Consider the following 20,497-nt stretch of genomic DNA (forward strand, 5'->3'; position numbering starts at 1 on the left):
CCACGCCCTGGTTCGACGAGACCGGCGGTGAGAGTTCCTGGCTCCCGGGGAGTTTCTTCCCCGATGACAGTGGCGGGACCGCGCCGGATTCGCACCGGCTTCCTCTCATGCCGCCGTACTTGGCTCCGGCAGTCCACCACGGGGTGAGAACGGCCGTCAACTGGCTGTTGACCTGCGGGGGGACAGTGTGCGCAGGCCCACATACGCGTGGGGTGCGGGACGGTGATCCGTCCCGCACCCCACGCGCGGTACCGCTCGGCGCAACCCTGTTTCGGGCCGCTCCGCCGGGTTACTTGGTGATGATCAGGGAGATGCCGTACGCCACCGCCGCGGCGCAGGCCGCGAAGCAGACGTACGCGCCGGTGGCCGCCGCGACCGCGGAACCGCCCTGGGCCGACTCCTTCTTGGAGAGGCCGGCGACACCGAGGGTGAAGAGGGTGACGAGGGCCACGGTCACTCCGAGGCTGACCCCGAAGACGGACCCGAGGGCTGACCAGTCGATGTTCATGCTGTTTCTTCCTTCGGTTCTCAGGCCACGGGGGACGGCGCGGACGGGCTCGCCGTGGGCTCGGCGGGAGCCGGGATGGTGGCCGTGAGCTCCTCGGCCACGATGCCGGCCGGGGGCGGGGTGACGGCGGCGATGGCGGTGGTCACCACACCGGCGGGCTCTTCGGCGTCGTTCACGTTGTTGTGGTCGATCACCTCGCGGCGCGAGCGGCGCCAGATCGCGAGGCTGGATCCGACCAGGAAGACGGCGACGAGCGCGGTGCCCCAGGCACCGAATCCGGTCACCCACTCGGCGAGCGCGCCGACCACGGCGGCGGCGGGCAGCGTGAGGACCCAGGCGACGACCATCCGCTTGGCGGTGGACCAGCGGACCACACCGCCCTTGCGGCCGAGGCCGGCGCCCATCACGGAACCGGAGACCGAGTGCGTGGTGGAGAGGGAGAAGCCGATGTGCGAGGAGGCCAGGATGACCGTGGCCGCGCTGGTCTGGGCGGCGAAGCCCTGCTGCGGCCGGAGGTCGGTCAGACCCTTGCCCATCGTGCGGATGATGCGCCAGCCGCCCAGGTAGGTGCCGAGCGCGATGGCGAGACCGGCGGACAGGATGACCCAGACCGGCGGGTTGGAGTCCGGAGCGACGGCGCCACCGGCGACCAGGGCCAGGGTGATGATGCCCATCGTCTTCTGCGCGTCGTTGGTGCCGTGGGCCAGCGAGACCAGGCCCGCGGAGGCTATCTGGCCGGCGCGGTAGCCCTTCTTGGTGGCCTTGGTCTCGGCGTCACCACTGAGCTTGTACGACAGCCGGGTCGCGAACATCGCGGCGAGGCCGGCGACGATCGGGGCCGCGACGGCGGGCAGGAGCACCTTGCCGACCAGGACGTCCCCGTGCACGGCGCCGGTACCGGCGGAGGCGATGGTGGCGCCGACCAGGCCGCCCATGAGGGCGTGCGAGGAACTGGACGGGAGTCCGACGAGCCACGTCACGAGGTTCCAGAGGATCGCGCCGACGAGCGCGGCGAAGATCACCTCCGGCTTGATGCCGGATTCATCGACGAGGCCTTTGGAGATCGTGTTGGCGACCTCCACCGAGAGGAAGGCGCCGACAAGGTTGAGCGCGGCGGACATGGCCACCGCGACCTTGGGCTTGAGCGCGCCGGTCGAGATGGTGGTGGCCATCGCGTTGGCGGTGTCGTGGAAACCGTTCGTGAAATCGAACACGAGAGCGGTGACGATCACGATTCCGAGGAGGAGCGTGATGTGTTCCATTTACCCAGGCTTCTGTTGGACGTCAGTGGCAGGTGGACCGTAGGCAACCTGGATGAACGGAAGGTGAACTGGGGCGGGCATCGTGGTGTCTGGAACGGTGAATCGCTCCTCCGGTTGAACCGGAGGGGTGGCGCCGCGGGTTCGAACGGATGTGGAATTCCAAGCTCCGCTTGGGTCGTCGCCCCGGGGTGGGACGTCTGGGGTGAGCCGGGGATTCGGGGAAGAGATTCCGGTCACCCGGCAGTTGCCGCTGTTGTCGTGCCGCCGGAAGGTCCACGTGGACCTTCCGGCGGGCGGCGCTCCGGTGCCGTCGACCGTAGCGGGCCGGTCGCAGCGTGTGATCTGCGGCAAATGTCCGGCCGGGGTCGACGGGAATGTTCCATGGGTGTGTTGTGGTGCAGATCACACGCCGATGGCCGGTCTCCCGCCGGATCCCGTGGCGGCTCGTGGCGGTAGGCCTTGATCCCGTGCGGCGTTCCGGCGTTGCTGGGGCCGTGCCACCTGCTCCGGCCCTGGGTTGCACTCGATGTCCGGCGCGAGCGCCGGCGACCGGCCGCCCGTGCGCCCCGCCTCGCCGTACTGTCGGACAGTCGGACGAAATAGGGATTGCGGCAGGATCGCGTCGTGGCCGAGCGGCACGGGGGCGCACGGGAAGCACGGGACGGGCGGGAGGGCCCACGGATGACGGACAAACACGACAAGCGCGACAAGCGCGGCGAAGGGGGCGAGGGGGGCCGGCGCGGCGAGGGGGACGAGCCGTCCGCGCGCGACGAGCGGGACGCTCTTCGGCGGGCTTGGGACGAGCTCGTCGCGACGGCCCGCCGGACGGTCGCCGACGGGCTGGTCGTCGGCACGTCGGGCAACGTCTCGGTCCGCGTCGGCGACACGGTCCTGGTCACGCCCACGGGCGTGCCCTATGACCGGCTGACGCGCGACGACATCGTCGGCGTCGGCCTCGACGGCCGCCAGGTGCTCGGTTCGTTGCGGCCCACCAGCGAACTGCCGATGCACCTCGCGGTGTACCGCCTCACCGACGCACGGGCCGTCGTCCACACCCACGCCGCGCACGCGACAGCCGTCTCGGTCCTCGTCCCCGAGCTCCCGCTCATCCACTACATGGCCGCGGACCTCGGAGGCCCGGTCCGCGTCGCCCCCTACGCGACCTACGGCACGCCGGAGTTGGCCGAGAACATGATCAGAGCCTTGTCCGACCGCACCGCCTGCCTCCTCCAGAACCACGGCACCATCGCCTTCGGAGCCTCGCTGGACCAGGCGTACGACCGCACGGCCCAGCTGGAATGGATGTGCCGCGTCTGGCTCCTGTCCTCCTCGGTCCCGGGCCTCGCGCCAGCCCTGCTCTCACCGGACCAGCTCGAGGAGGTGGCGGAGCGGCTGCAGGGGTACGGCCAGAAGCGGTAGGGCCGGTAAGGGGGCGAGGCGGGACGGTCAAGGCGGAAGAGGTAAGGCGGAAGAGGTAAGGCGTAGGGGCGCGGCAGAATTAGAAGAGGTAGGGCGCAAGGTCTGGCTGCCGTCCGCCGTCCGCGGTCTGCCGTCCGCGGTCTGCCGTTTGCGGCCCGTCGTCTGCGATGCGCCGTCTGCCGTCCGCGGTGCCCGGTTTGTGGTCCGCCGTCCGCGGTCCACCGCTTGTGGTCCGTGGTCCGCGGTCCGTCGTCCGTCGTCCGTCGTCCGCGGTCAGCGGTCGGCTGTCCGTCGTGCGCGTCCGTCGTCCGTCGTCCGCGGTCGGCGGTCCGCGGTCCGCCGTGCGCGTCCGTCGTGCCCCGGCCCCGGACCAGCCCCGGTGGGCGGGGGGCCGGGGGGAACCGGCCGTCACCCCTGGAGGCCCTCCCGCTGGCCGATGGCGGGGTCCGCCGGGAGACTGGTCGAGTGCGCATCCTAAGAGCCACGGCAGCGGCCGTCACCGTAGCCATTGCCGCGGGCGCGGCCTCCGTGGCGGCAGGCAGGTTCGCCAGCGACGCCGCCCTGAAGGCGAGGCCCGGCAAGCCCCTGCCCACCGAGCCCCGGCTCACCGTGCACGCCACGACGGCGGGCGGAGTCACCCTCACCCGGGCCCTCGCCTCCCGGCGCCCGGGAACCTACGGCCTCGCGGGCGACGGCTCCCACGCGGTCGTCGGCCCCCTCCAGAACTCCGTCCCCCACACCGCCGACACGGTCGTGCGCCGGCTGGAACGCGTCACGCACGGCGCCCTGGAACCCGGCGACAAGGTGTGGCTCACCCCGAACCTGTACGTCGGCGACCCCGGGTCCGCCCTCGGACTCGAACACGCCGACATCGACGTGCCCGGCGAACTCGGCGCCCTGCCCGCCTGGTTCGTGCCGGCCGTCCGCGACACCTGGATCATCACCGTGCACGGCCTGGGCGCCACCCGGGAACACCCCATGAACGTGATGGAATTCCTGAACGACCGGCACTTCCCCGTGCTCGACCTCGCCTACCGGGGCGACCTCGGGGCACCCCGCCCGCCGGACGGCCTGAACCACCTCGGCGAGACCGAGTGGCGCGACCTCGACGCGGCCATCCGCTACGCGGTGCGGTACGGCGCCGAGCGGATCGTCCTGTACGGCTGGTCCACCGGCGCCACGATGGCGCTGCGCGCCGCCGCCCACTCCGCGCTGCGCGAGCGGATCTCCGGGCTCGTCCTGGACTCGCCGGTCCTCGACTGGGAGACCACGCTGCGCGCCCTCGCCGGCGCCCGCCACACTCCGGGCTTCCTGCTGCCGCTCGCGGTGCGCGCCGCCCAGGGCCGCACCGGCGTACGCGGAGACCGCATCGCGTACGCCGCGCATCCCGCACAGGTCAAGGTGCCGACCCTGCTGGTGCACGGCCCGGACGACACCATCGCTCCCTGGAGCCCCTCCCGCCGCCTCGCCGCGAGCCGCCCCGACCTGGTCACCCTGCACACCGTCCCGAACGCACCGCACGGCGCCATGTGGAACGCCGACCCGGCAACCTATGAAGAAGCCCTGCGCCGGTTCCTCACCCCTCTGATGTAAGCCGTCCCAGACCTGAGCCGTCCCAGACCTGAGCCGTCCCAGACCTGAGCCGTCCCCGACGCGAGCCGACGGCGCCCCGCCGATCCACAACAGCGTTCGGTCGATCCGCCCTGGCTCTGCGCCGAGGCGGATCGGCACGGAGCCCCCGCCTCGACGGCGCCCCTACGGCCAAGCCACCGGGCGTCCGCAGCCAAGCCACCGCGCCCCCGTGGCCAAGCCACCGGGCGCATGGAGAGAAGCCATCGCGCGCCCGGAGCGAAACCGCCGCGCGCCCCCCAGAGTGAAGCCGCCACGCGCCCCCGGAGTGAAGCCCGCGCGCGCCCCTGGCGCGGGTGGGCCGCAGGGTGGGCCGAAGCTCTGCGCGAGGCCCCTTGGGAGACGCGAAGGCGCACTTCCGGTTCGGTCCCGAACAACTCGGCGCGACGGTCTTTCCCGCGTGTCGGACGCCCCGAGAAGGCCCCGCTCCCGTCGCCCCCGCGGCCTGCGAGGGCATTCCGTTTGGGTTTTCGGACTGTCAACCGCAAGACTGCACCCGTGACGTCCCGTAACCCGCGCGACTCCAGGCTCCGACTCGTCAGCCCGCGGTCCCTCGCGGCCGCTCCCCGAGCGGTGACCCAGCGCCGCACGCGCCGCCCCGCACCGCGACCGCCGGAAGGCACACCGCCGCCCGCGGAACTCGCCCGTATGGCGCGCACCGGCCTGTCCGACGCGGCGCGCGTCGCGCGCTGGGCCGATGCCGCCCTGCGCCCGGGGCGCGACGGCGCGAACCCCGGCGGCAAGGGCGCCCTCTCGGACGCCACCGCCGAACGGGCCGCCGCCGATCTCGGACTGACCCCGGTTCAGGTCCGCGCCGACTGGGACACCGCCCGTCTGTCCGGTCTCATCGAGGTGCACGGCGACACCGCCCGCCCGGGATGGCGGCTGCGCGCCTGGAGCCGCGACGACAGCGCCGTGCTGCGCGGTTGGGTCGCCCTTTTCGACGCCTGGTCCCTCGCATATCCCGAGCCGACGGACCGTGAGCCCGCGGCCGTCGCCGAGGTGGTCTCCGCGATGCCCCAGGTGCTCTCCTTCCTTCAGCTCTCCGCCGGGCCCGTCCCCGTGGACCAGCTCCTCGACCTCCTCGGGCAGCGCGTCACGGAACTGCGCACCGAGCGCTGCGAAATCCCCTACGGCACCGAGCCCGAGCCCGCCCCGGAGCCCGCCGAGGTCCCGGACGCCCCCCTCGCCCCCCTCCTCGACTGGGCCCTGCACGCCCTCGCCTCCGTCGGCGCGCTGACCTACGGCGAAGGACAGGCCACGCTCACCCCGCTCGGCAGCTGGGCGGTCTGGGTCAAGCTGGAGCAGATCTGCGTCGCCGCGCAGAGCCCGGCCGGGAACATCGAGCAGTCCGCCGAGGACATGCTCCGCGGCTGTGCCCAGCTCCGTCCCAACGCCGCCCGCGCCGAGTACCGCGCCTGGCTCGCCGCCCGCCCGGTCGGCGGCGCCGTCACCGAACTCATCGACGCCGCCCGCGGCGAGGACGCCCTCAGCCGCGGGCTCGCCTTCGAGGCGCTGCGCGTGGTCGGCGCTCCCGCCGAGCCCGATGTGCGCGCCGTCGTCGATGAGACCCCGCTGCGCCCCTACGCCCTGCTGTGGCTCGCCGAGCACGACGGCTACGACCCCGAGGACGCCCACGAGGTCCTCACCCGCGCCGAGTCCACCTGGCTGTGGGTCGACACCGCGGCCGCCGTCGCCGACCACGGCGAGGCCCCGCTCCTCGTCCGCCACCTGGAGTCCGCGGTGCAGCCCACCGTGCCCGCGCTGCTCGACGAGGTGCGCGCGGTCGGGCACCCGCGCACGGTGCAGGTGCTGGTCGCGCTCGCCGCCGCCCACCCGGACCCGGCCCTCGCCAAGGCCGTACGCCGGGCCGCCTTCCAGGTGCACACCGGGGGGAGCTGACCGGGGGAGCCGGCCGGAGCGAGGGCGGGCCCCGGCGGGGTCCTACGCGCCTATCTCCGGGGCGTAGGTGCCGAAGCTCCAGATGTTGCCCTCGATGTCGCGGGCCATGTAGTCGCGCGAGCCGTAGTCCTGGTCCGTCGGAGCCATCAGGATCTCCGCGCCGTGGTCCACGGCCCGCTGGTGGTGTGCGTCGACGTCGTCCACGACGATGTACACCCCGCACGGTCCCGCGCTCTTCATCGCCTCGTCGAAGCGGCCGCCGCGGCCCTTGGAGCCGAGCATCACCGCTCCGTTGCCCTGCACCAGCTCGGCGTGCATCACCGAGCCGTCCTCCCCCTCGTAGACGGACAGCTCGGTGAAGCCGAAGGCCTCCGTGAGCTGTCTGATCGCCGCCTTCGCGTCGGCGTACAACATCGAGGGGTAGATGCTCGGGCGCGCGCCGTTCATGCCAGCCATGCCGATCACTCCGTCTCGTCACACACTGCCGGATTCCGATCCGCCGCCCAGTCTGGCACCGGCCACTGACAACGCCCCGCGGCCCGGAGCCGGGTCACCGCCGCATGACCGGGGCGCCACCCTGGTACCCCGGCACGGCAATTCGCCCCGACGTCCGAGGCCCGACGCCCGCTCAGCGGAACGTGTTGCACTGCGCCATGTCGCCGCTCGTGAAGCCGTGGTAGAACCACTGCTGCCGCTGCTGGGCGGAACCGTGCGTCCAGGTCTCCGGGGTCACCCGGCCCTGGTACCTCGACTGGATCCGGTCGTCGCCGACGGCCGCCGCCGCGTCCAGGCCGTCTCGGATGTCGGTGTCCGTCAGAGAGGTCAGCAACGGTTTGCCCGTCGACGAGGAGGGCGTGGTGGTCGCGTGCCGCGCCCACACCCCCGCGTAGCAGTCGGCCTGGAGCTCCACCTTCACCGAGTTGCTGTTCGCGCCGGTCACACCGTCCTGCGACCGGGCCGGCGTGCCCATCAGGTTCTGCACGTGATGTCCGTACTCGTGCGCCACCACATACGCCTGCGCGAAGGGTCCGCCGCTGGAGCCGAACTTCGTACGAAGATCGTCGAAGAAGCCGAGGTCCAGGTAGACCTTGCGGTCGCGGGGACAGTAGAAGGGCCCGACGGACGACGTCGCGGTGCCGCACGCGGTGTCGACCCGGCCGCTGAAGAACACCGTCGGGGCGCGGGTGTAGGTGCCGCCCATGCGCGCGAACTCCCGGTTCCAGTAGGCCTGGACGCTGTTGACCACCGCCACGATCCGGCAGTCCTCCTGGGCGTTCGCGTCCCGGCCCGTCCGGCAGGTCTGCTGCACCTGGGCGAGAGAGGAGGCGGTCGCCCCGGGCTGGTCGCCGCCCGAGGAGAGCCCGAGCTGGTCGGGACCCACCCCGACGAGCAGTCCGATGACCAGGGCGATCAGACCGGCGAGGCCGCCGCCGACGGTCGCCCTGCCGCCGGGGATTCGGCCGCCGCGCACATCCTGCACCTCGGAGGTGTCCAGATCGGCGTCGTCGTCGAACTGCATCGATCACCACTTCCTGCCGTACGTCACTCGGTGGCGCCATCCTCGTACGGTCCCGGACCCCCGGCCCCGGACCGGGGTCCGAACGGGCGACGCCCGGACCGGGCCGCCGTTCCCCGGGCGATGCGCCGCCCGCCGATCGCGAGACCCGCGCGGCCGCCGGCCGGACCGGCCGGGAATCGGCACAGCCCGACGGCGGGAATCAGCAAAGCCCGACGGCGAGAATCGTCACAGCCGGACCGGCGAGATCGTCGCCGTGGACGACCACCCGATCACCCGCGCCGCGCCCCTCAGCACCGCAAAGGCGCCGGGCGGGCACCGGGCGGCGGGGCGAGTGTCACGGTGCGCGACGCCCGCACACCGGAAAGACGCTTGCACCGCCCCGTTAGACTTGCCCCATGGCCTTTCTCCTCGCGCATTAGACGGCGGGAACGTCCTCAGCCGTCCACCCCGCCAACGACCCTGCCCTGGAGTCTGTCCGTGATTTCCGCCTCCGGTATCGAGCTGCGCGCCGGCGCCCGCATCCTCATCGAGTCCGCCACCTTCCGCATCACGAAGGGCGACCGCATCGGCCTGGTCGGCCGAAACGGCGCGGGCAAGACGACCCTCACCAAGGTCCTCGCGGGTGAGGGCCAGCCCGCCGCGGGCACCGTCGCCCGCTCCGGCGAGGTCGGCTACCTGCCGCAGGACCCGCGCACCGGCGACCTCGACGTCCTCGCCCGCGACCGCGTCCTTTCCGCCCGCGGCCTGGACGTCCTGATCCGCAAGATGCGCGAGAACGAGCAGCGCATCGCCAACGGCTCGGGCGCCACCCGCGAGAAGGCCATGCGGCAGTACGAGCGCCAGGAGACCGAGTTCCTCACCAAGGGCGGTTACTCCGCCGAGGCCGAGGCCGCCACCATCGCCGCCGCGCTCAACCTTCCGGACCGCGTGCTCGGCCAGCCCCTGCACACGCTCTCCGGCGGTCAGCGCCGCCGTATCGAGCTGGCCCGCATCCTCTTCTCGGACGCCGACACCCTGCTGCTCGACGAGCCGACGAACCACCTCGACGCCGACTCCGTCGTCTGGCTGCGCGACTACCTGAAGTCCTACCGCGGCGGCTTCATCGTGATCTCCCACGATGTCGACCTCGTCGAGACGGTCGTCAACAAGGTGTTCTACCTGGACGCCAACCGCGCCCAGATCGACGTCTACAACATGGGCTGGAAGCTCTACCAGCAGCAGCGCGAGGCCGACGAGAAGCGCCGCAAGCGCGAGCGCCAGAACGCCGAGAAGAAGGCCGCCGCGCTGAACTCGCAGGCCGACAAGATGCGCGCCAAGGCCACCAAGACCGTGGCCGCGCAGAACATGGCCAAGCGCGCCGACAAACTGCTCGCCGGCCTGGAGGCGGTCCGCGTCTCCGACAAGGTCGCCAAGCTGCGCTTCCCGGAGCCCGCGCCCTGCGGCAGGACCCCGCTCATGGCCGAGGGCCTCTCGAAGTCGTACGGCTCGCTGGAGATCTTCACCGACGTCGACCTGGCCATCGACAAGGGCTCCCGGGTCGTCATCCTCGGTCTGAACGGCGCCGGCAAGACGACCCTCCTGCGTCTGCTCGGCGGCGCCGAGAAGCCCGACACCGGAGAGGTCATCGAAGGCCACGGCCTCAAGCTCGGCTACTACGCGCAGGAGCACGAGACCCTCGACCCCGAGCGCACGGTTCTGGAGAACATGCGCTCCGCCGCACCGGACCTGGACCTGGTCGAGGTCCGCAAGACGCTCGGCTCGTTCCTCTTCTCCGGCGACGACGTCGACAAGCCGGCCGGCGTGCTGTCCGGCGGCGAGAAGACCCGGCTCGCGCTCGCGACCCTCGTCGTCTCGGCCGCGAACGTCCTGCTCCTCGACGAGCCGACGAACAACCTCGACCCGGCCAGCCGCGAGGAGATCCTCGGCGCGCTGCGCACCTACAAGGGCGCCGTCGTCCTCGTCACCCACGACGAGGGCGCCGTCGAGGCGCTCCAGCCGGAGCGGATCATCCTGCTGCCGGACGGCGTCGAGGACCTGTGGGGCTCCGACTACGCCGACCTGGTGGCCCTCGCCTGATCCCGTGCGCGGCCTCCGCGAGGGGGTTCGCACCACTTGATCGAATGACTGATCCACTGCGTATGGATCATTCGGCCGATCCGTGATCCATCATCTGTGTGAGATCTCCTCGTACCGAGGTGTGTCGTACATCGATTTCACGGCCGAGTCCTTTGTTCCCAAGGGCTCGGCCGTTCTGCGTCGCTGACCAGGCACTTCGTGGGGGAACTCGTTCGGCTGTACGGACGACGCCCGCCGGAACAATGAGTTCCATTTGTGGGGACGGGCTCCTGTCGTCAAAACCTTGTCTTACGGACCTTGCCGAATGGGTGGCCATGAAGCCCGGAAGGGGTGATCATGAGAGTCCAGAGCGCACTTCCCATGAGGAGGACCGGGTGGCCGAGACTCTGAAGAAGGGCAGCCGGGTTACCGGCGCCGCGCGCGACAAGCTCGCGGCAGACCTGAAGAAGAAGTACGACTCCGGTGCGAGCATTCGAGCGCTGGCCGAAGAGACCGGCCGTTCGTATGGCTTTGTGCACCGGATGCTCAGCGAGTCGGGTGTCACGCTCCGAGGGCGTGGCGGAGCGACGCGGGGCAAGAAGGCCGCCTCGGCCTGAGGCCGGGCGTCCCCATCGGCTTCGGTGGTGACCACCCGGTCGGTCGGGTGACCGACCGGGTGGTTACTGTGCAGTCACTTAGGTGCGTTCCTCATGTCTTCGCGGGGTGCGTATCCGATCCGACCGCACCCATCGGAGGCACCCCATGGCTTCGCTCGACAAGGACCTCGACCCGGCATTCGACAAGGACGGCGTACGGCTCACCGTCGACGGCGCGATCGCCACGGTGACGCTGACCAATCCGGCCAAGCGCAACGCCCAGAGTCCTGCTCTCTGGCGGGCCTTGACGCAGGCCGGCCGGTCACTGCCGGGCTCCGTCCGGGTGGTCGTCCTGCGTGCCGAGGGCCAGTCCTTCTCCGCGGGGCTCGACCGGCAGGCGTTCACGCCCGAGGGCTTCGACGGGGAACCGTCGTTCATCGACCTCGCGCGCGGCTCCGACGCCGAACTCGACGCGACCATCGCCGAGTACCAGGAGGCGTTCACCTGGTGGCGGCGCAGCGACCTCGTGTCCATCGCCGCCGTGCAGGGGCACGCCATCGGTGCGGGGTTCCAGCTCGCGCTCGCCTGTGACCTGCGCGTCGTCGCCGACGACGTGCAGTTCGCCATGCGCGAGACCAGCCTCGGTCTGGTGCCCGACCTCACGGGGACGCACCCGCTGGTCGGCCTCGTGGGATACGCCCGTGCGCTGGAGATCTGCGCCACGGGCCGCTTCGTCCTGGCCGAGGAGGCCGAGCGCACCGGGCTCGCCAACCTGGCCGTGCCCGGCGAGCAGCTCGACGCCGCGGTCCGCGACCTGACCGCGGCACTGCTGGCCGCGCCGCGGGACGCCGTGATTGAGACGAAGGCACTGCTTCGCGGGGCACAGGAGCGGTCGTACGAGGAGCAGCGCACCGCCGAGCGAGCCTCCCAGGCGCGTCGGCTCCGCGACCTCGCGGGCGTGGGGGAGTAGCTCCCTCCGACCCGGGGCCGTAGGCGGTGGAGCACCGCCGTGAGGGCTGGGCGTCCCGCTGCGCGCGCTGACCGCCGAACGGGCGGGGGCGCCCGTTCGGCGGCTGCACGGGGGACGTTCTCCGGAGCCGGTGCTCCCGGCGTACGGCGGTCGTGGGCGGGCGCCCGGTTCAGTGTGGCCCCGGATGGGCGCGCCGGGTCACCGCCGTCACCAGTACCGCCACGGACGGGGTGTCCCGGGCTGCCCCGGTGATCGCGGTTCTGGCCGCCCGTGCCACGTCCGCCGCCCGCTCGTCCCCGGAGACCTCCAGCTCGACCCGGATGTGGCGGCGCGGCAGGGCCGGGTCCGTGGCGGGCGTGCTCTCGACGTGGACCGGTCGGCCCAGTACGTCCGTCAGACGGGTGACACCCGGGACCGCCAGCGCGGCCGCCGCGATCCGAGCCTCCTCGGGATCCTTCGGCACGGCGGCCGACCGCCTGCCGCCCACCGCCTCCGCGCTTGCCGGCGCCACGGCCCCGCCCGCCCCGGTTCCGTCCGTCCGGCCGTCGGCCGCCCGGGTGTCGGCCGGCGGGGTGTCCGTCGGCCCGGTTCCAGGGCGTTGCGAACCGGCGTCCGCGGGGATCGCCGTGGGTGTCCCAGGTACGCCGGCAGGCGGGTGGGGCGCGTCCGCGTCCGCCTCCAGCAGATCCGTCACCCGTAGGTCCACCTCGCTGACGTCGAGGCCCAGGAGCCGCGTCGCTGCGGACACCACGGTCAGGCGCAGCCGGGCCGCGACGGCAGGGAGGGGTTCGGTGCCCGGGGCCGTGGGATCCGCCGAGGCCCCGAACTCCGCGGTGACGCGCAGCGGACCGGGCGGCAGGGCGCTGGGCGGCGGCGGTACGGACGGAGTGCCGGCCCCCTGCGGATCGGCCGACGCGATCCGCAGCGACCCGAGCCGTACCCCCGCCACGACCGCGGTCTCACGCCGCAGCACCGACGCGGCCGCCTCCTCCGTGATCCACGTGCCGTCCAGCGCGAGACCCAGCGGCAGGAACCTGCCGAGCCCGAGCTGATGCCGTACCACTTGCGTCCACCGGTCCGCCGTCATTGCTCCAGCGTGCCCCATCCACGACGCGCGATCGCGCGACCCGACCTACTGTGAGCAGAGGAGGACGACCGAAAGGGACGTACGGCGATGACCGACATGACCGAGCGGAACCGGACGGACAGCCCCGACGTCGAGAAGGAGAGCCAGCAGACCCGCAAGCCCACCAAACGCGGCGGTGGGGATCCCGCCACGCGGGGTCGGACCACGATCGCCGACGGAGTCGTGGAGAAGATCGCCGGGCTCGCCGCCCGCGACGTGGTCGGTGTCCACACGATGGGCAGCGGGCTGAGCCGGACCTTCGGAGCGGTACGCGACCGGGTGCCGGGCGGTTCCAAATCCGTGACACGGGGTGTGAAGGCCGAGGTCGGCGAGCTGCAGACGGCGCTCGACCTGGAGATCGTCGTCGACTACGGCGTCTCGATCGCCGACGTGGCGCGGGACGTGCGCGAGAACGTCGTCGCGGCCGTCGAGCGCATGACAGGCCTCGAAGTGGTGGAAGTCAACATCGCGGTGAGTGATGTGAAGCTTCCCGAGGAAGAAGACGAGGAGCCGGAGACCCGGCTCCAGTGACCCTCGGGCCACCGGAACGCCCTGGAAACCCCGGCAACCGCACCACGAGTGATCACGCGGCCACCGACTGCTGAGGAGCGCATCATGAGCTTGGCCGTGATCGGCATGATCGCCGGAATGGCGCTGGCCTTCGCCGGGTACTTCGGCGGTTTCGGCGCCTTCCTCCTGGTGGCCGCCCTGGGGGCCGTCGGGTTCGTCGTCGGACGGCTCCTGGAGGGGGACCTGGACATCGGCGACTTCTTCCGCGCCCGTGACGACCGGCGGCGGTGACGCGTGCCAGGTCATGTCGACCGGCTCGGTGAGAGACGGCCGGGTCTCGCGACGGTCGCGGCCGCCGAGCGGGGCGCCACCCGGATCGCCGACCGGGTCGTCGCGAAGATCGCGTCGCAGGCGGCGCGCGAGGCGCTGCCCCCGCTGCCCTCCGACGCGGTGCCCCCGCACGCGACGGTCGTCGTGCGGCGGCAGTCGGCCGGCGGCGGAGCGGACGGTACACCCACGCACAGTGCCCAGGTCCGGGTCAGCCTCGAACTCGGTTATCCGACCGACATCGGTGCCCAGTGCGCCGAGGTGCGTCGTCATGTCACCGAGCGGGTAAGGGCGTTGGCGGGAATGGAAGTGCCGGAGGTGGCCGTCCAGGTGGAGCGGCTGCACCTGGCGCACGGGCTCGGCACGGCACAGGGGAGGACGCAATGAGCGAGCCCCAGGGCTCCGAGAACACCCGGAAGATGCCCGTACTGGAGAAGCCGGAGGAGCCGGAGAAGGGGGACCACGCGGGCGCGCTCGGACAGTCCGCCTCCGCGGCGGCCTACGAACCGCTGGACACCCTCGGCGACGAGGACGGCCGGCAGGGCCGGTTCTGGTCCGCGCGCCGCGTCCCGGCGGGCATCCTCGCGTTCGTGCTCCTCGTCGCCGCGGGAGCCTTCCTGTACGACGTCGTGGCCGTGCGCGCCGGGCGGTCCGCCCTGCGCTGGCGCACCTGGCTGGCCGAGCAGCTCGCCGAGCGGCCGCTCGACGACACCGCGGTCCTCGTCGGCGCCGGGCTCGCCGCCGCGGTGGGACTCTGGCTGATCGTCATCGCGGCCACGCCCGGACTGCGGGACGTGCTGCCGATGCGGCGCACCCACGCCGATGTCCGGGCCGGACTGCACAGGGGTGCCGCCGCGATGGCGCTGCGCGACCGGGCCATGGAGGTCGCCGGTGTGCAGTCGGTCCGGGTGCGCGTGAAGCGCCGCAAGGTCGACGTCCGCGCCGTGTCCCACTTCCGGGAGCTCGACGACGTACGCGCCGACCTCGACACCACGCTCACCGAGGGCGTGAAGGGGCTGGGACTGGCCCGCTCGCCCGCCCTGTCGGTGCGTGTCGCGCGTCCCGGACGGAAGGGGTGAGGTCCGTGCTCCGGATCGTCAACCGCGTACTGATCGGTTTCGTCGGGCTCGTGCTGCTCGTCCTCGGCGGCTCCGTGCTCGCCGTCGGGCTCGGCGTACGGCCGCCGTCGTGGTGGATCCACGACGGGCGGCACGACGTGCTGCTCAGCACCGACGAACGGACCAAGTGGCGGGACCAGGGCTGGTGGTGGCCCGCCGTCATCGCCGCGCTCGCGGTGCTCCTGCTGCTCGCCCTGTGGTGGCTGGTCGCCGTCGTGCGGCGCCGGCGCCTCGCCGACGTGCTGGTCGACACCGGCGACGGAGCGGGCGCGCTGCTGCGCGGGCGGGCCCTGGAGGGCGTGCTGGCCGGCGAATCGGCCCGGCTGGGCGGGGTCGACCAGGCGCACGTGCACCTGACCGGCCGGCGCAGTCTGCCCGAGGCGCGCGTGCGGCTCCTGCTGGAACCCCACGTGGACCCCGGGCACGCGCTGCATCTGCTGACCGTGGAAGCACTCGCGCACGCACGTGACTCGGCCGGCCTCGCCGCGCTCCCCGCCGAGGTCCGCCTCCGCGGGGTCAAGCACCGCGCGGAGCGGGTGACCTGAGGGGCCCGCTCTCGGCCGGGCGGTGACGGCGGCGGGTTTCGGGTGGGCGGCCTCGGTGGGCCGCCCGCCTTCGCTGCGGACCCGCTGGGCTCGCCCGTCTGCGGGGGCGGGCCCGGCAACCGGGTCTAGAACCCGCTTCGCATCCCGCCGTCCACCGGCACCATGATGCCGGTGAGGTACGACGCCGCGGGGGAGAGCAGGAACGCGGCAGTGCGGCCGAACTCCTCCGGGGTGCCGTAGCGGCGCAGCGGGATTCGGGACTCACCGGCAGCGCGGGTGGCCTCGGGATCGGCGGACAGCCCGTCCAGTTCGCGGACGCGGTCGGTGTCGATGCGGGACGGCAGCAGTCCGACGACGCGGATGCCGCGCGGACCCACCTCGTTCGCGAGGGACTTGGCGAAGCCCGCGAGGCCCGGACGCAGACCGTTGGAGATGGTCAGCCCCGGGATCGGCTCGTACACCGAGCCGGAGAGCACGAAACCGACGACACCGCCGTCGCCGAGCTCGGCGGCCGCCGTGCGGGCCAGCCGCACCGCACCGAGGAACACCGACTCGAACGCGACCATCCACTGCTCGTCGGTGTTGTCCGTGGCGAACCCGGGCGGCGGTCCGCCGACACTGATCAGGATGCCGTCGAAGCCGCCGAAGTGGTCACGGGCGGCCGCGATCAGCCGGGCCGGGGTCTCGGCGGCGCCGTTGTCGGCCGCGACCCCGACCGCGTTCGCGCCGAGCGCGGAGGCGGCGTCGGCCGCGCTCTTCGCGTCGCGCCCGGTGACGACCACCTTCGCGCCGTCGGCGACGAGTTCACGCGCGGCGGCGTTGCCCAGGCCCCGGGTGGCTCCCGTGACGACGTACACACGATCCTTCAGTCCAAGATCCATGACTCCATCCTCCCCTATCCCGGTGGTGCGACCCCTCCCGTTTCCCCCGCCTTCTCGACGCCGAACAGGCTCAGGGCGGACACCACCAGACCGATGTGGCTGAAGGCCTGCGGGAAGTTGCCGAGCTGGCGGCCCGCGACCGGGTCGTACTCCTCGGACAGCAGTCCCAGGTCGTTGGTGAGGCCGACCAGCCGTTCGAACAGCTCGCGCGCCTCCCGCGTACGGCCCGTCAGATGCAGCGCGTCCGCGAGCCAGAACGAGCAGACGACGAACGCGCCCTCGCCGCCCGGGAGTCCGTCGACTCCGGTCGTCGCCGCGCTGTAGCGGCGCACCAGGAAGTCGTCGGGGGCGAGTTCGGCGCGGACCGCGTCGACCGTGCCGACCACCCGGGGATCGTCGGGGGGCAGGAAACCGACCCGGGGGATGAGCAGAAGGGAGGCGTCCAGGTCGGGTGAACCGTACGACTGCGTGAAGGTGTTCCGGCCGGGGTCGAAGCCGTGTTCGAGCACCTCCCGGTGCACGGCGTCGCGCATCTCCCGCCAGCCCTCCAGATCGCCGTCGAGCGTCGGGTCGTCCTCCATGGTGCGCACCGCGCGGTCGGCGGCCACCCAGGCCATCACCTTCGAGTGCACGAAGTGCCGGCGAGGCCCGCGCACCTCCCAGATCCCCTCGTCCGGCTGCCGCCAGGCGACCCGCAGGAACTCCATCATGGCGCACTGCACCCGCCACATGTGGGGCCGTGACGGCAGGCCCGAACGCCGGGCGAGCGACAGCGAGTCGATGACCTCGCCGTACACGTCGAGCTGCAACTGCTCCACGGCGCTGTTGCCGACCCGGACGGGCGCGGAGCCGGCGAAGCCGGACAGCCACGGAATCTCGTACTCCGGCAGTCTGCGCTCTCCGGAGAGGCCGTACATGATCTGGAGGTCCGACGGGTCGCCCGCGACCGCGCGCAGCAGCCAGTCGCGCCACGCCTCGGCCTCCTCGTGGTAACCGGCCGCGAGGAGCGCGCCGAGGGTGAGCGTGGAGTCGCGCAGCCAGCAGTAGCGGTAGTCCCAGTTGCGGACGCCGCCGAGTTCCTCGGGCAGCGAGGTGGTGGGGGCGGCCACGATGCCGCCGGTCGGGGCGTAGGTGAGGGCCTTGAGCGTGATCAGGGAGCGTACGACGGCGTCCCGGTGCGGCCCGTCGTAACGGCAGTGCGCCGCCCACGCCCGCCAGTCCTGGACGCTGGTCTCCAGCGCCTCGAAGGGATCGCACAGGGGCGGCCGGGGCCGGTGCGAGGGGTGCCAGGTCAGGACGAAGGCCACCTTCTCGCCCGCCGCCACGGTGAACTCCGAGTGCGTGCGGAAGTCCTTGCCCCAGGTGTGCACGGGCGGCTCGCTGCGCAGCCACACCGAGTCCGGCCCCGCGACCGCCACCCGGTGGCCGTCCGCGCGGCGCATCCAGGGCACGACCGAGCCGTAGTCGAACCGAAGCCGGAGCAGACTGCGCATCCGGACCGTGCCGCTGAGACCTTCGATGATGCGTACGACATCGGGGGCGTGCTCGCGCTGCGGCATCAGGTCGGTCACCCGGACCGAGCCCCCGGCGGTGTCCCACTCGGTGTCGAGCACCAGTGTGTCCGGGCGGTACGCGCGCCGTGTGCATGCCTCCGCCCCCTCGGGCGCGATCCGCCAGTGACCGTTGTCCTCGTCGCCCAGCAGGGCCGCGAAGCAGGCCGCGGAGTCGAAGCGCGGCAGGCACAGCCAGTCGACGGAGCCGTCGCGGCCCACCAGGGCGGCGGTCTGTTCGTCCCCGATGAGCGCGTAGTCCTCGATGCGTCGGTGCACGGAGGACCGGTTCCCGAACGGGGTGACGGTCAATCGGGCCGCCGGAGTGGCGTGAGCGCTCCGGGCGCATCCAGGATGGCGGTCCGGGGTGCGTCCCGGGCGCTACACGGTCGCCGGTTCCGCCTCCGGCGCGGCCTGCGCGGCGGCTGCCTCCGCCCGGTCGCGGCGCTCGCGGCGGACCAGGACCACGAAGCCGACGGGGACGCCCGCGGAGAAGAGCCACCACTGGATCGCGTACGCCATGTGCGGGCCGATGTCGCTGTGCTCGGGGTCCGGGATCAGCTCGGGGGAGCCGCCCCTGGGCTCCGGCGCGGTCTGCTCGATGTAGCCGCCGAGGACCTGCCTGCCGAGCCGCCGTGACTCCTGCCCGCTGCTGATCAGCATGACCTGACGGGCGGGCAGGCCCCGGACGTTCCTGATGCCGCTGTCGGCGGTCGTCTGGTCGGCCATCAGCCGCCCGGTGACGGTGATCTCGCCGCGGGCGGGGGCCGGGATCTTCGGGAATGCGGTCTGCGCGCCGTCCGCCGGGACCCAGCCCCTGTTGACCAGGAGGACACGGCCGTCGGCCAGGACGAACGGGGTCAGGACGTGGTAGCCGACCTCGCCGTCGGCGTTGGTGCGGCGGCGGACGACCTCTTCGCGCGCGGTGTCGAAGTGCCCCTTCGCGGTCACCCGGCGGAACAGGTCGCCGTTCCGGATCTCCTGTCCCGGCGCGGTGACCGTCTCCGCGGGCACCGGCTTCGCGGTGAGCGAGTCGGAGATCACCGTGTTCAGGGCGACCTTGTGCTCATGCCGGTGGAGCTGCCAGAAGCCCAGCTTGATCATCGTCGGGATGAGCGCGAGGGCCACGAGGGTGAGGATCACCCACTGGCGGGTCAACAGGAAGCGGTACACCCCATTGACGGTACTCGGCATGATTCGGCCCTCGGCGGGAGGGTCCCGCCGAGGGCCGTGCGCTGCCCTGTCAGGGGCCGGGCCGGGACTCACACCTTGTCGACGATCCCCGCCCTGCCCTCCGCGCGGGCGCAGTGCGCGCCGCAGTACCAGTGGCCCTCGACCTCCACGCCCTGGCCGATGACCTGGACGCGACAGTGCTCGCAGATCGGGGCCATCCGGTGGATCGCGCAGGAGAAGCAGTCGAAGACGTGCACCGCGCCCTGCGCGTGCACCTCGAAGGTCATTCCGTAGTCATTGCCGCATACTTCGCATCTCGCCATGGGCCACAGGGTGGGGTGCCGGGGCGGTGCGGGCGAGCGGATGCGGGGCGAGTCGCCCGTCAATCACCCGTACGTCGGTCACCCTTCCGACGCGGGTTCGACGTCGCGCAGCAGTTGTCCGAACGCCGCCTCGTCGATCACCGGTGTCCCGAACTGTCTCGCTTTGACCACTTTCGACGTGCTGGAATCCGGGTCGTTCGTCACCAGCAGGCTGGTGAGCCGGGACAGGCTCGTCGCGACATGCAGCCCGGCCTCCACCGCCCGGTCCTCCAGCAGTTCGCGGTCGACGGACGTGTCCCCGGAGAACGCGACCCGCATGCCCTGCTTGAGCGGTTTGTCCGACTCGTAACGGCCGGGGTTCGGATGGGGGCATGCGGGGCGCTTGCGGGAGGGGCGCCAACTCCCGGACGGGTAACCGCCGGACCCGTAGCCCCCGCTCCCGGACTGCCGTCCGATCCGCGGCGCCGCGGCACTGTCCGACCACTCCTTGAGCGGCAGGCACTCCAGGAGCGGCAGGCGCACCCCGTCGCGCGCGGCGGCCCGCAGGCTCGGCCGGAACGCCTCGGCCAGTACGCGCGCGTCGTCCAGCGCGTGGTGCGCCCGCTGCTGCACGACCCCGAAGTGCGCGGCCAGCGACTCCAGCTTGTGGTTGGGCAGCGGCAGGCCCAGTTCCTTGGAGAGCGCGATCGTGCACAGGCGCTGGCGCACCGGCGCCTCGCGCTCCGCGCGCGCGTACTCCCGCGCGATCATCGACCAGTCGAAGACCGCGTTGTGCGCGACCAGCACCCGGCCGTCGAGCCGGGCGGCGAACTCCTCGGCGACGTCCTGGAAGAGCGGTGCGCCTTCGAGCATGTCGCTCGTCAGACCGTGGATCCACACCGGGCCCGGGTCCCGCTCCGGATTGACCATCGTGTACCAGTGGTCCTCGACCTCGCCGCGCGCGTCCAGCCGGTAGACGGCGGCGGAGATTATCCGGTCGTCGCGGGCCAGTCCGGTGGTCTCCACGTCAACGACCGCGTATCCCTGCGGATACGCGGCCGGCCAGGAGGCTGGGGACGCTGCGGTCGTGAGGTCTTCGAGCATG

At 72.4% G+C, this 20,497-nt stretch carries 21 protein-coding genes and 1 riboswitch; of the genes, 11 read left to right on the forward strand and 10 right to left on the reverse strand.

Translation table 11 applies throughout. The features are described 5' to 3' along the window. Nucleotides 1–10 precede the first annotated feature (10 nt). A riboswitch (cobalamin riboswitch) is annotated at nt 11–154 on the reverse strand. Nucleotides 155–289: 135 nt separating this feature from the next. Both ACFYW8_RS34985 and ACFYW8_RS34990 read right to left on the reverse strand, forming a co-directional pair. After that, nucleotides 290–508: a hypothetical protein gene (locus tag ACFYW8_RS34985; protein WP_365877621.1), complete on the reverse strand. Its 219-nt coding sequence runs from the start codon at nt 506–508 to the stop codon at nt 290–292. A gap of 20 nt (nt 509–528) precedes the next feature. Next, nucleotides 529–1,770, reverse strand: coding sequence for an inorganic phosphate transporter (locus ACFYW8_RS34990; protein WP_365877619.1), 1,242 nt, complete (start codon nt 1,768–1,770; stop codon nt 529–531). A gap of 681 nt (nt 1,771–2,451) precedes the next feature. Between ACFYW8_RS34990 and ACFYW8_RS34995 the strand changes: the two genes are divergently transcribed. The 3 genes from ACFYW8_RS34995 (at nt 2,452) to ACFYW8_RS35005 (ending at nt 6,720) form a co-directional block, all read left to right on the forward strand. Further along, nucleotides 2,452–3,189, forward strand: coding sequence for a class II aldolase/adducin family protein (locus ACFYW8_RS34995; protein WP_389087681.1), 738 nt, complete (start codon nt 2,452–2,454; stop codon nt 3,187–3,189). A 465-nt stretch (nt 3,190–3,654) separates the two neighbouring features. Then, nucleotides 3,655–4,782, forward strand: a complete 1,128-nt coding sequence (locus tag ACFYW8_RS35000) for an alpha/beta hydrolase family protein (RefSeq protein WP_389087685.1) — start codon at nt 3,655–3,657, stop codon at nt 4,780–4,782. A gap of 534 nt (nt 4,783–5,316) precedes the next feature. Beyond that, entirely contained in the window at nt 5,317–6,720 is a 1,404-nt protein-coding gene (locus ACFYW8_RS35005; protein ID WP_389087690.1) for a hypothetical protein, read from the forward strand. Between the two features lie 42 nt (nt 6,721–6,762). Here the strand turns inward: ACFYW8_RS35005 and ACFYW8_RS35010 are convergent, their stop codons facing one another. Both ACFYW8_RS35010 and ACFYW8_RS35015 read right to left on the reverse strand, forming a co-directional pair. Beyond that, nucleotides 6,763–7,176 (reverse strand): VOC family protein, encoded by a 414-nt coding sequence (locus ACFYW8_RS35010; protein ID WP_365877610.1) that lies wholly within the window; start codon nt 7,174–7,176, stop codon nt 6,763–6,765. A 172-nt stretch (nt 7,177–7,348) separates the two neighbouring features. After that, nucleotides 7,349–8,239 (reverse strand): neutral zinc metallopeptidase, encoded by an 891-nt coding sequence (locus ACFYW8_RS35015; protein WP_389087697.1) that lies wholly within the window; start codon nt 8,237–8,239, stop codon nt 7,349–7,351. Nucleotides 8,240–8,716: 477 nt separating this feature from the next. Between ACFYW8_RS35015 and ACFYW8_RS35020 the strand changes: the two genes are divergently transcribed. From ACFYW8_RS35020 to ACFYW8_RS35030, 3 genes are all read left to right on the forward strand, one after another. Beyond that, the gene (locus tag ACFYW8_RS35020; protein WP_389087702.1) at nt 8,717–10,315 is read left to right on the forward strand and encodes an ABC-F family ATP-binding cassette domain-containing protein; all 1,599 of its coding nucleotides are present in this window, start codon (nt 8,717–8,719) and stop codon (nt 10,313–10,315) included. Nucleotides 10,316–10,689: 374 nt separating this feature from the next. After that, nucleotides 10,690–10,911 (forward strand): helix-turn-helix domain-containing protein, encoded by a 222-nt coding sequence (locus ACFYW8_RS35025; RefSeq protein ID WP_006123601.1) that lies wholly within the window; start codon nt 10,690–10,692, stop codon nt 10,909–10,911. 145 nt (nt 10,912–11,056) lie between these two features. Then, a complete protein-coding gene (locus ACFYW8_RS35030) occupies nt 11,057–11,860 on the forward strand; it encodes an enoyl-CoA hydratase/isomerase family protein (protein ID WP_389087707.1) in 804 nt (267 codons plus the stop codon). 169 nt (nt 11,861–12,029) lie between these two features. Here ACFYW8_RS35030 and ACFYW8_RS35035 read toward each other — a convergent pair whose 3' ends face one another. Then, nucleotides 12,030–12,947: a nucleopolyhedrovirus P10 family protein gene (locus ACFYW8_RS35035; protein ID WP_389087712.1), complete on the reverse strand. Its 918-nt coding sequence runs from the start codon at nt 12,945–12,947 to the stop codon at nt 12,030–12,032. 87 nt (nt 12,948–13,034) lie between these two features. On the opposite strand from ACFYW8_RS35035, the gene ACFYW8_RS35040 reads away from it, so the two are divergent. From ACFYW8_RS35040 to amaP, 5 genes are all read left to right on the forward strand, one after another. Then, nucleotides 13,035–13,517, forward strand: a complete 483-nt coding sequence (locus ACFYW8_RS35040) for an Asp23/Gls24 family envelope stress response protein (RefSeq protein ID WP_389087717.1) — start codon at nt 13,035–13,037, stop codon at nt 13,515–13,517. Nucleotides 13,518–13,601: 84 nt separating this feature from the next. Further along, on the forward strand, nt 13,602–13,787 hold the full coding sequence (locus ACFYW8_RS35045) for a hypothetical protein (RefSeq protein ID WP_261703263.1): 186 nt from the start codon (nt 13,602–13,604) through the stop codon (nt 13,785–13,787). 3 nt (nt 13,788–13,790) lie between these two features. Further along, a complete protein-coding gene (locus ACFYW8_RS35050; RefSeq protein WP_389087726.1) occupies nt 13,791–14,210 on the forward strand; it encodes an Asp23/Gls24 family envelope stress response protein in 420 nt (139 codons plus the stop codon). Further along, complete coding sequence (locus ACFYW8_RS35055) at nt 14,207–14,902, forward strand: DUF6286 domain-containing protein (RefSeq protein WP_389087731.1); 696 nt, start codon at nt 14,207–14,209, stop codon at nt 14,900–14,902. The genes ACFYW8_RS35050 and ACFYW8_RS35055 overlap by 4 nt, the downstream gene beginning before the upstream one ends. 5 nt (nt 14,903–14,907) lie before the next feature. After that, nucleotides 14,908–15,486 carry an alkaline shock response membrane anchor protein AmaP gene (gene amaP, locus ACFYW8_RS35060; RefSeq protein WP_365877598.1) on the forward strand — a complete coding sequence of 193 codons (579 nt, stop codon included), beginning with the start codon at nt 14,908–14,910 and terminating at the stop codon, nt 15,484–15,486. A gap of 125 nt (nt 15,487–15,611) precedes the next feature. Here the strand turns inward: amaP and ACFYW8_RS35065 are convergent, their stop codons facing one another. From ACFYW8_RS35065 to ACFYW8_RS35085, 5 genes are all read right to left on the reverse strand, one after another. Beyond that, complete coding sequence (locus ACFYW8_RS35065; protein ID WP_389087739.1) at nt 15,612–16,367, reverse strand: SDR family oxidoreductase; 756 nt, start codon at nt 16,365–16,367, stop codon at nt 15,612–15,614. A 14-nt stretch (nt 16,368–16,381) separates the two neighbouring features. Next, entirely contained in the window at nt 16,382–18,196 is a 1,815-nt protein-coding gene (locus ACFYW8_RS35070; RefSeq protein WP_389087743.1) for a glycoside hydrolase family 15 protein, read from the reverse strand. Nucleotides 18,197–18,298: 102 nt separating this feature from the next. Beyond that, a complete protein-coding gene (locus ACFYW8_RS35075) occupies nt 18,299–19,090 on the reverse strand; it encodes an SURF1 family protein (protein ID WP_365877746.1) in 792 nt (263 codons plus the stop codon). A gap of 89 nt (nt 19,091–19,179) precedes the next feature. Continuing rightward, entirely contained in the window at nt 19,180–19,413 is a 234-nt protein-coding gene (locus ACFYW8_RS35080) for a hypothetical protein (RefSeq protein ID WP_365877592.1), read from the reverse strand. Between the two features lie 78 nt (nt 19,414–19,491). Further along, on the reverse strand, nt 19,492–20,496 hold the full coding sequence (locus ACFYW8_RS35085) for a DEDDh family exonuclease (RefSeq protein ID WP_389087751.1): 1,005 nt from the start codon (nt 20,494–20,496) through the stop codon (nt 19,492–19,494). Between the last annotated feature and the right edge of the window lies 1 nt (nt 20,497).

It is taken from the genome of Streptomyces sp. NPDC002742 (assembly GCF_042888885.1).
Lineage (GTDB): Bacteria > Actinomycetota > Actinomycetes > Streptomycetales > Streptomycetaceae > Streptomyces.

Bases quoted from the DNA above. Each gene is read 5' to 3' on its own strand.
- ACFYW8_RS35010 (WP_365877610.1), bottom strand. From the start codon at position 7,176: ATGGCTGGCATGAACGGCGCGCGCCCGAGCATCTACCCCTCGATGTTG.
- ACFYW8_RS35045 (WP_261703263.1), top strand. From the start codon at position 13,602: ATGAGCTTGGCCGTGATCGGCATGATCGCCGGAATGGCGCTGGCCTTC.
- ACFYW8_RS34990 (WP_365877619.1), bottom strand. From the start codon at position 1,770: ATGGAACACATCACGCTCCTCCTCGGAATCGTGATCGTCACCGCTCTC.
- ACFYW8_RS34985 (WP_365877621.1), bottom strand. From the start codon at position 508: ATGAACATCGACTGGTCAGCCCTCGGGTCCGTCTTCGGGGTCAGCCTC.
- ACFYW8_RS35055 (WP_389087731.1), top strand. From the start codon at position 14,207: ATGAGCGAGCCCCAGGGCTCCGAGAACACCCGGAAGATGCCCGTACTG.
- ACFYW8_RS34995 (WP_389087681.1), top strand. From the start codon at position 2,452: ATGACGGACAAACACGACAAGCGCGACAAGCGCGGCGAAGGGGGCGAG.
- ACFYW8_RS35040 (WP_389087717.1), top strand. From the start codon at position 13,035: ATGACCGACATGACCGAGCGGAACCGGACGGACAGCCCCGACGTCGAG.
- ACFYW8_RS35030 (WP_389087707.1), top strand. From the start codon at position 11,057: ATGGCTTCGCTCGACAAGGACCTCGACCCGGCATTCGACAAGGACGGC.
- ACFYW8_RS35080 (WP_365877592.1), bottom strand. From the start codon at position 19,413: ATGGCGAGATGCGAAGTATGCGGCAATGACTACGGAATGACCTTCGAG.
- ACFYW8_RS35085 (WP_389087751.1), bottom strand. From the start codon at position 20,496: ATGCTCGAAGACCTCACGACCGCAGCGTCCCCAGCCTCCTGGCCGGCC.
- ACFYW8_RS35065 (WP_389087739.1), bottom strand. From the start codon at position 16,367: ATGGATCTTGGACTGAAGGATCGTGTGTACGTCGTCACGGGAGCCACC.
- ACFYW8_RS35035 (WP_389087712.1), bottom strand. From the start codon at position 12,947: ATGACGGCGGACCGGTGGACGCAAGTGGTACGGCATCAGCTCGGGCTC.
- ACFYW8_RS35015 (WP_389087697.1), bottom strand. From the start codon at position 8,239: ATGCAGTTCGACGACGACGCCGATCTGGACACCTCCGAGGTGCAGGAT.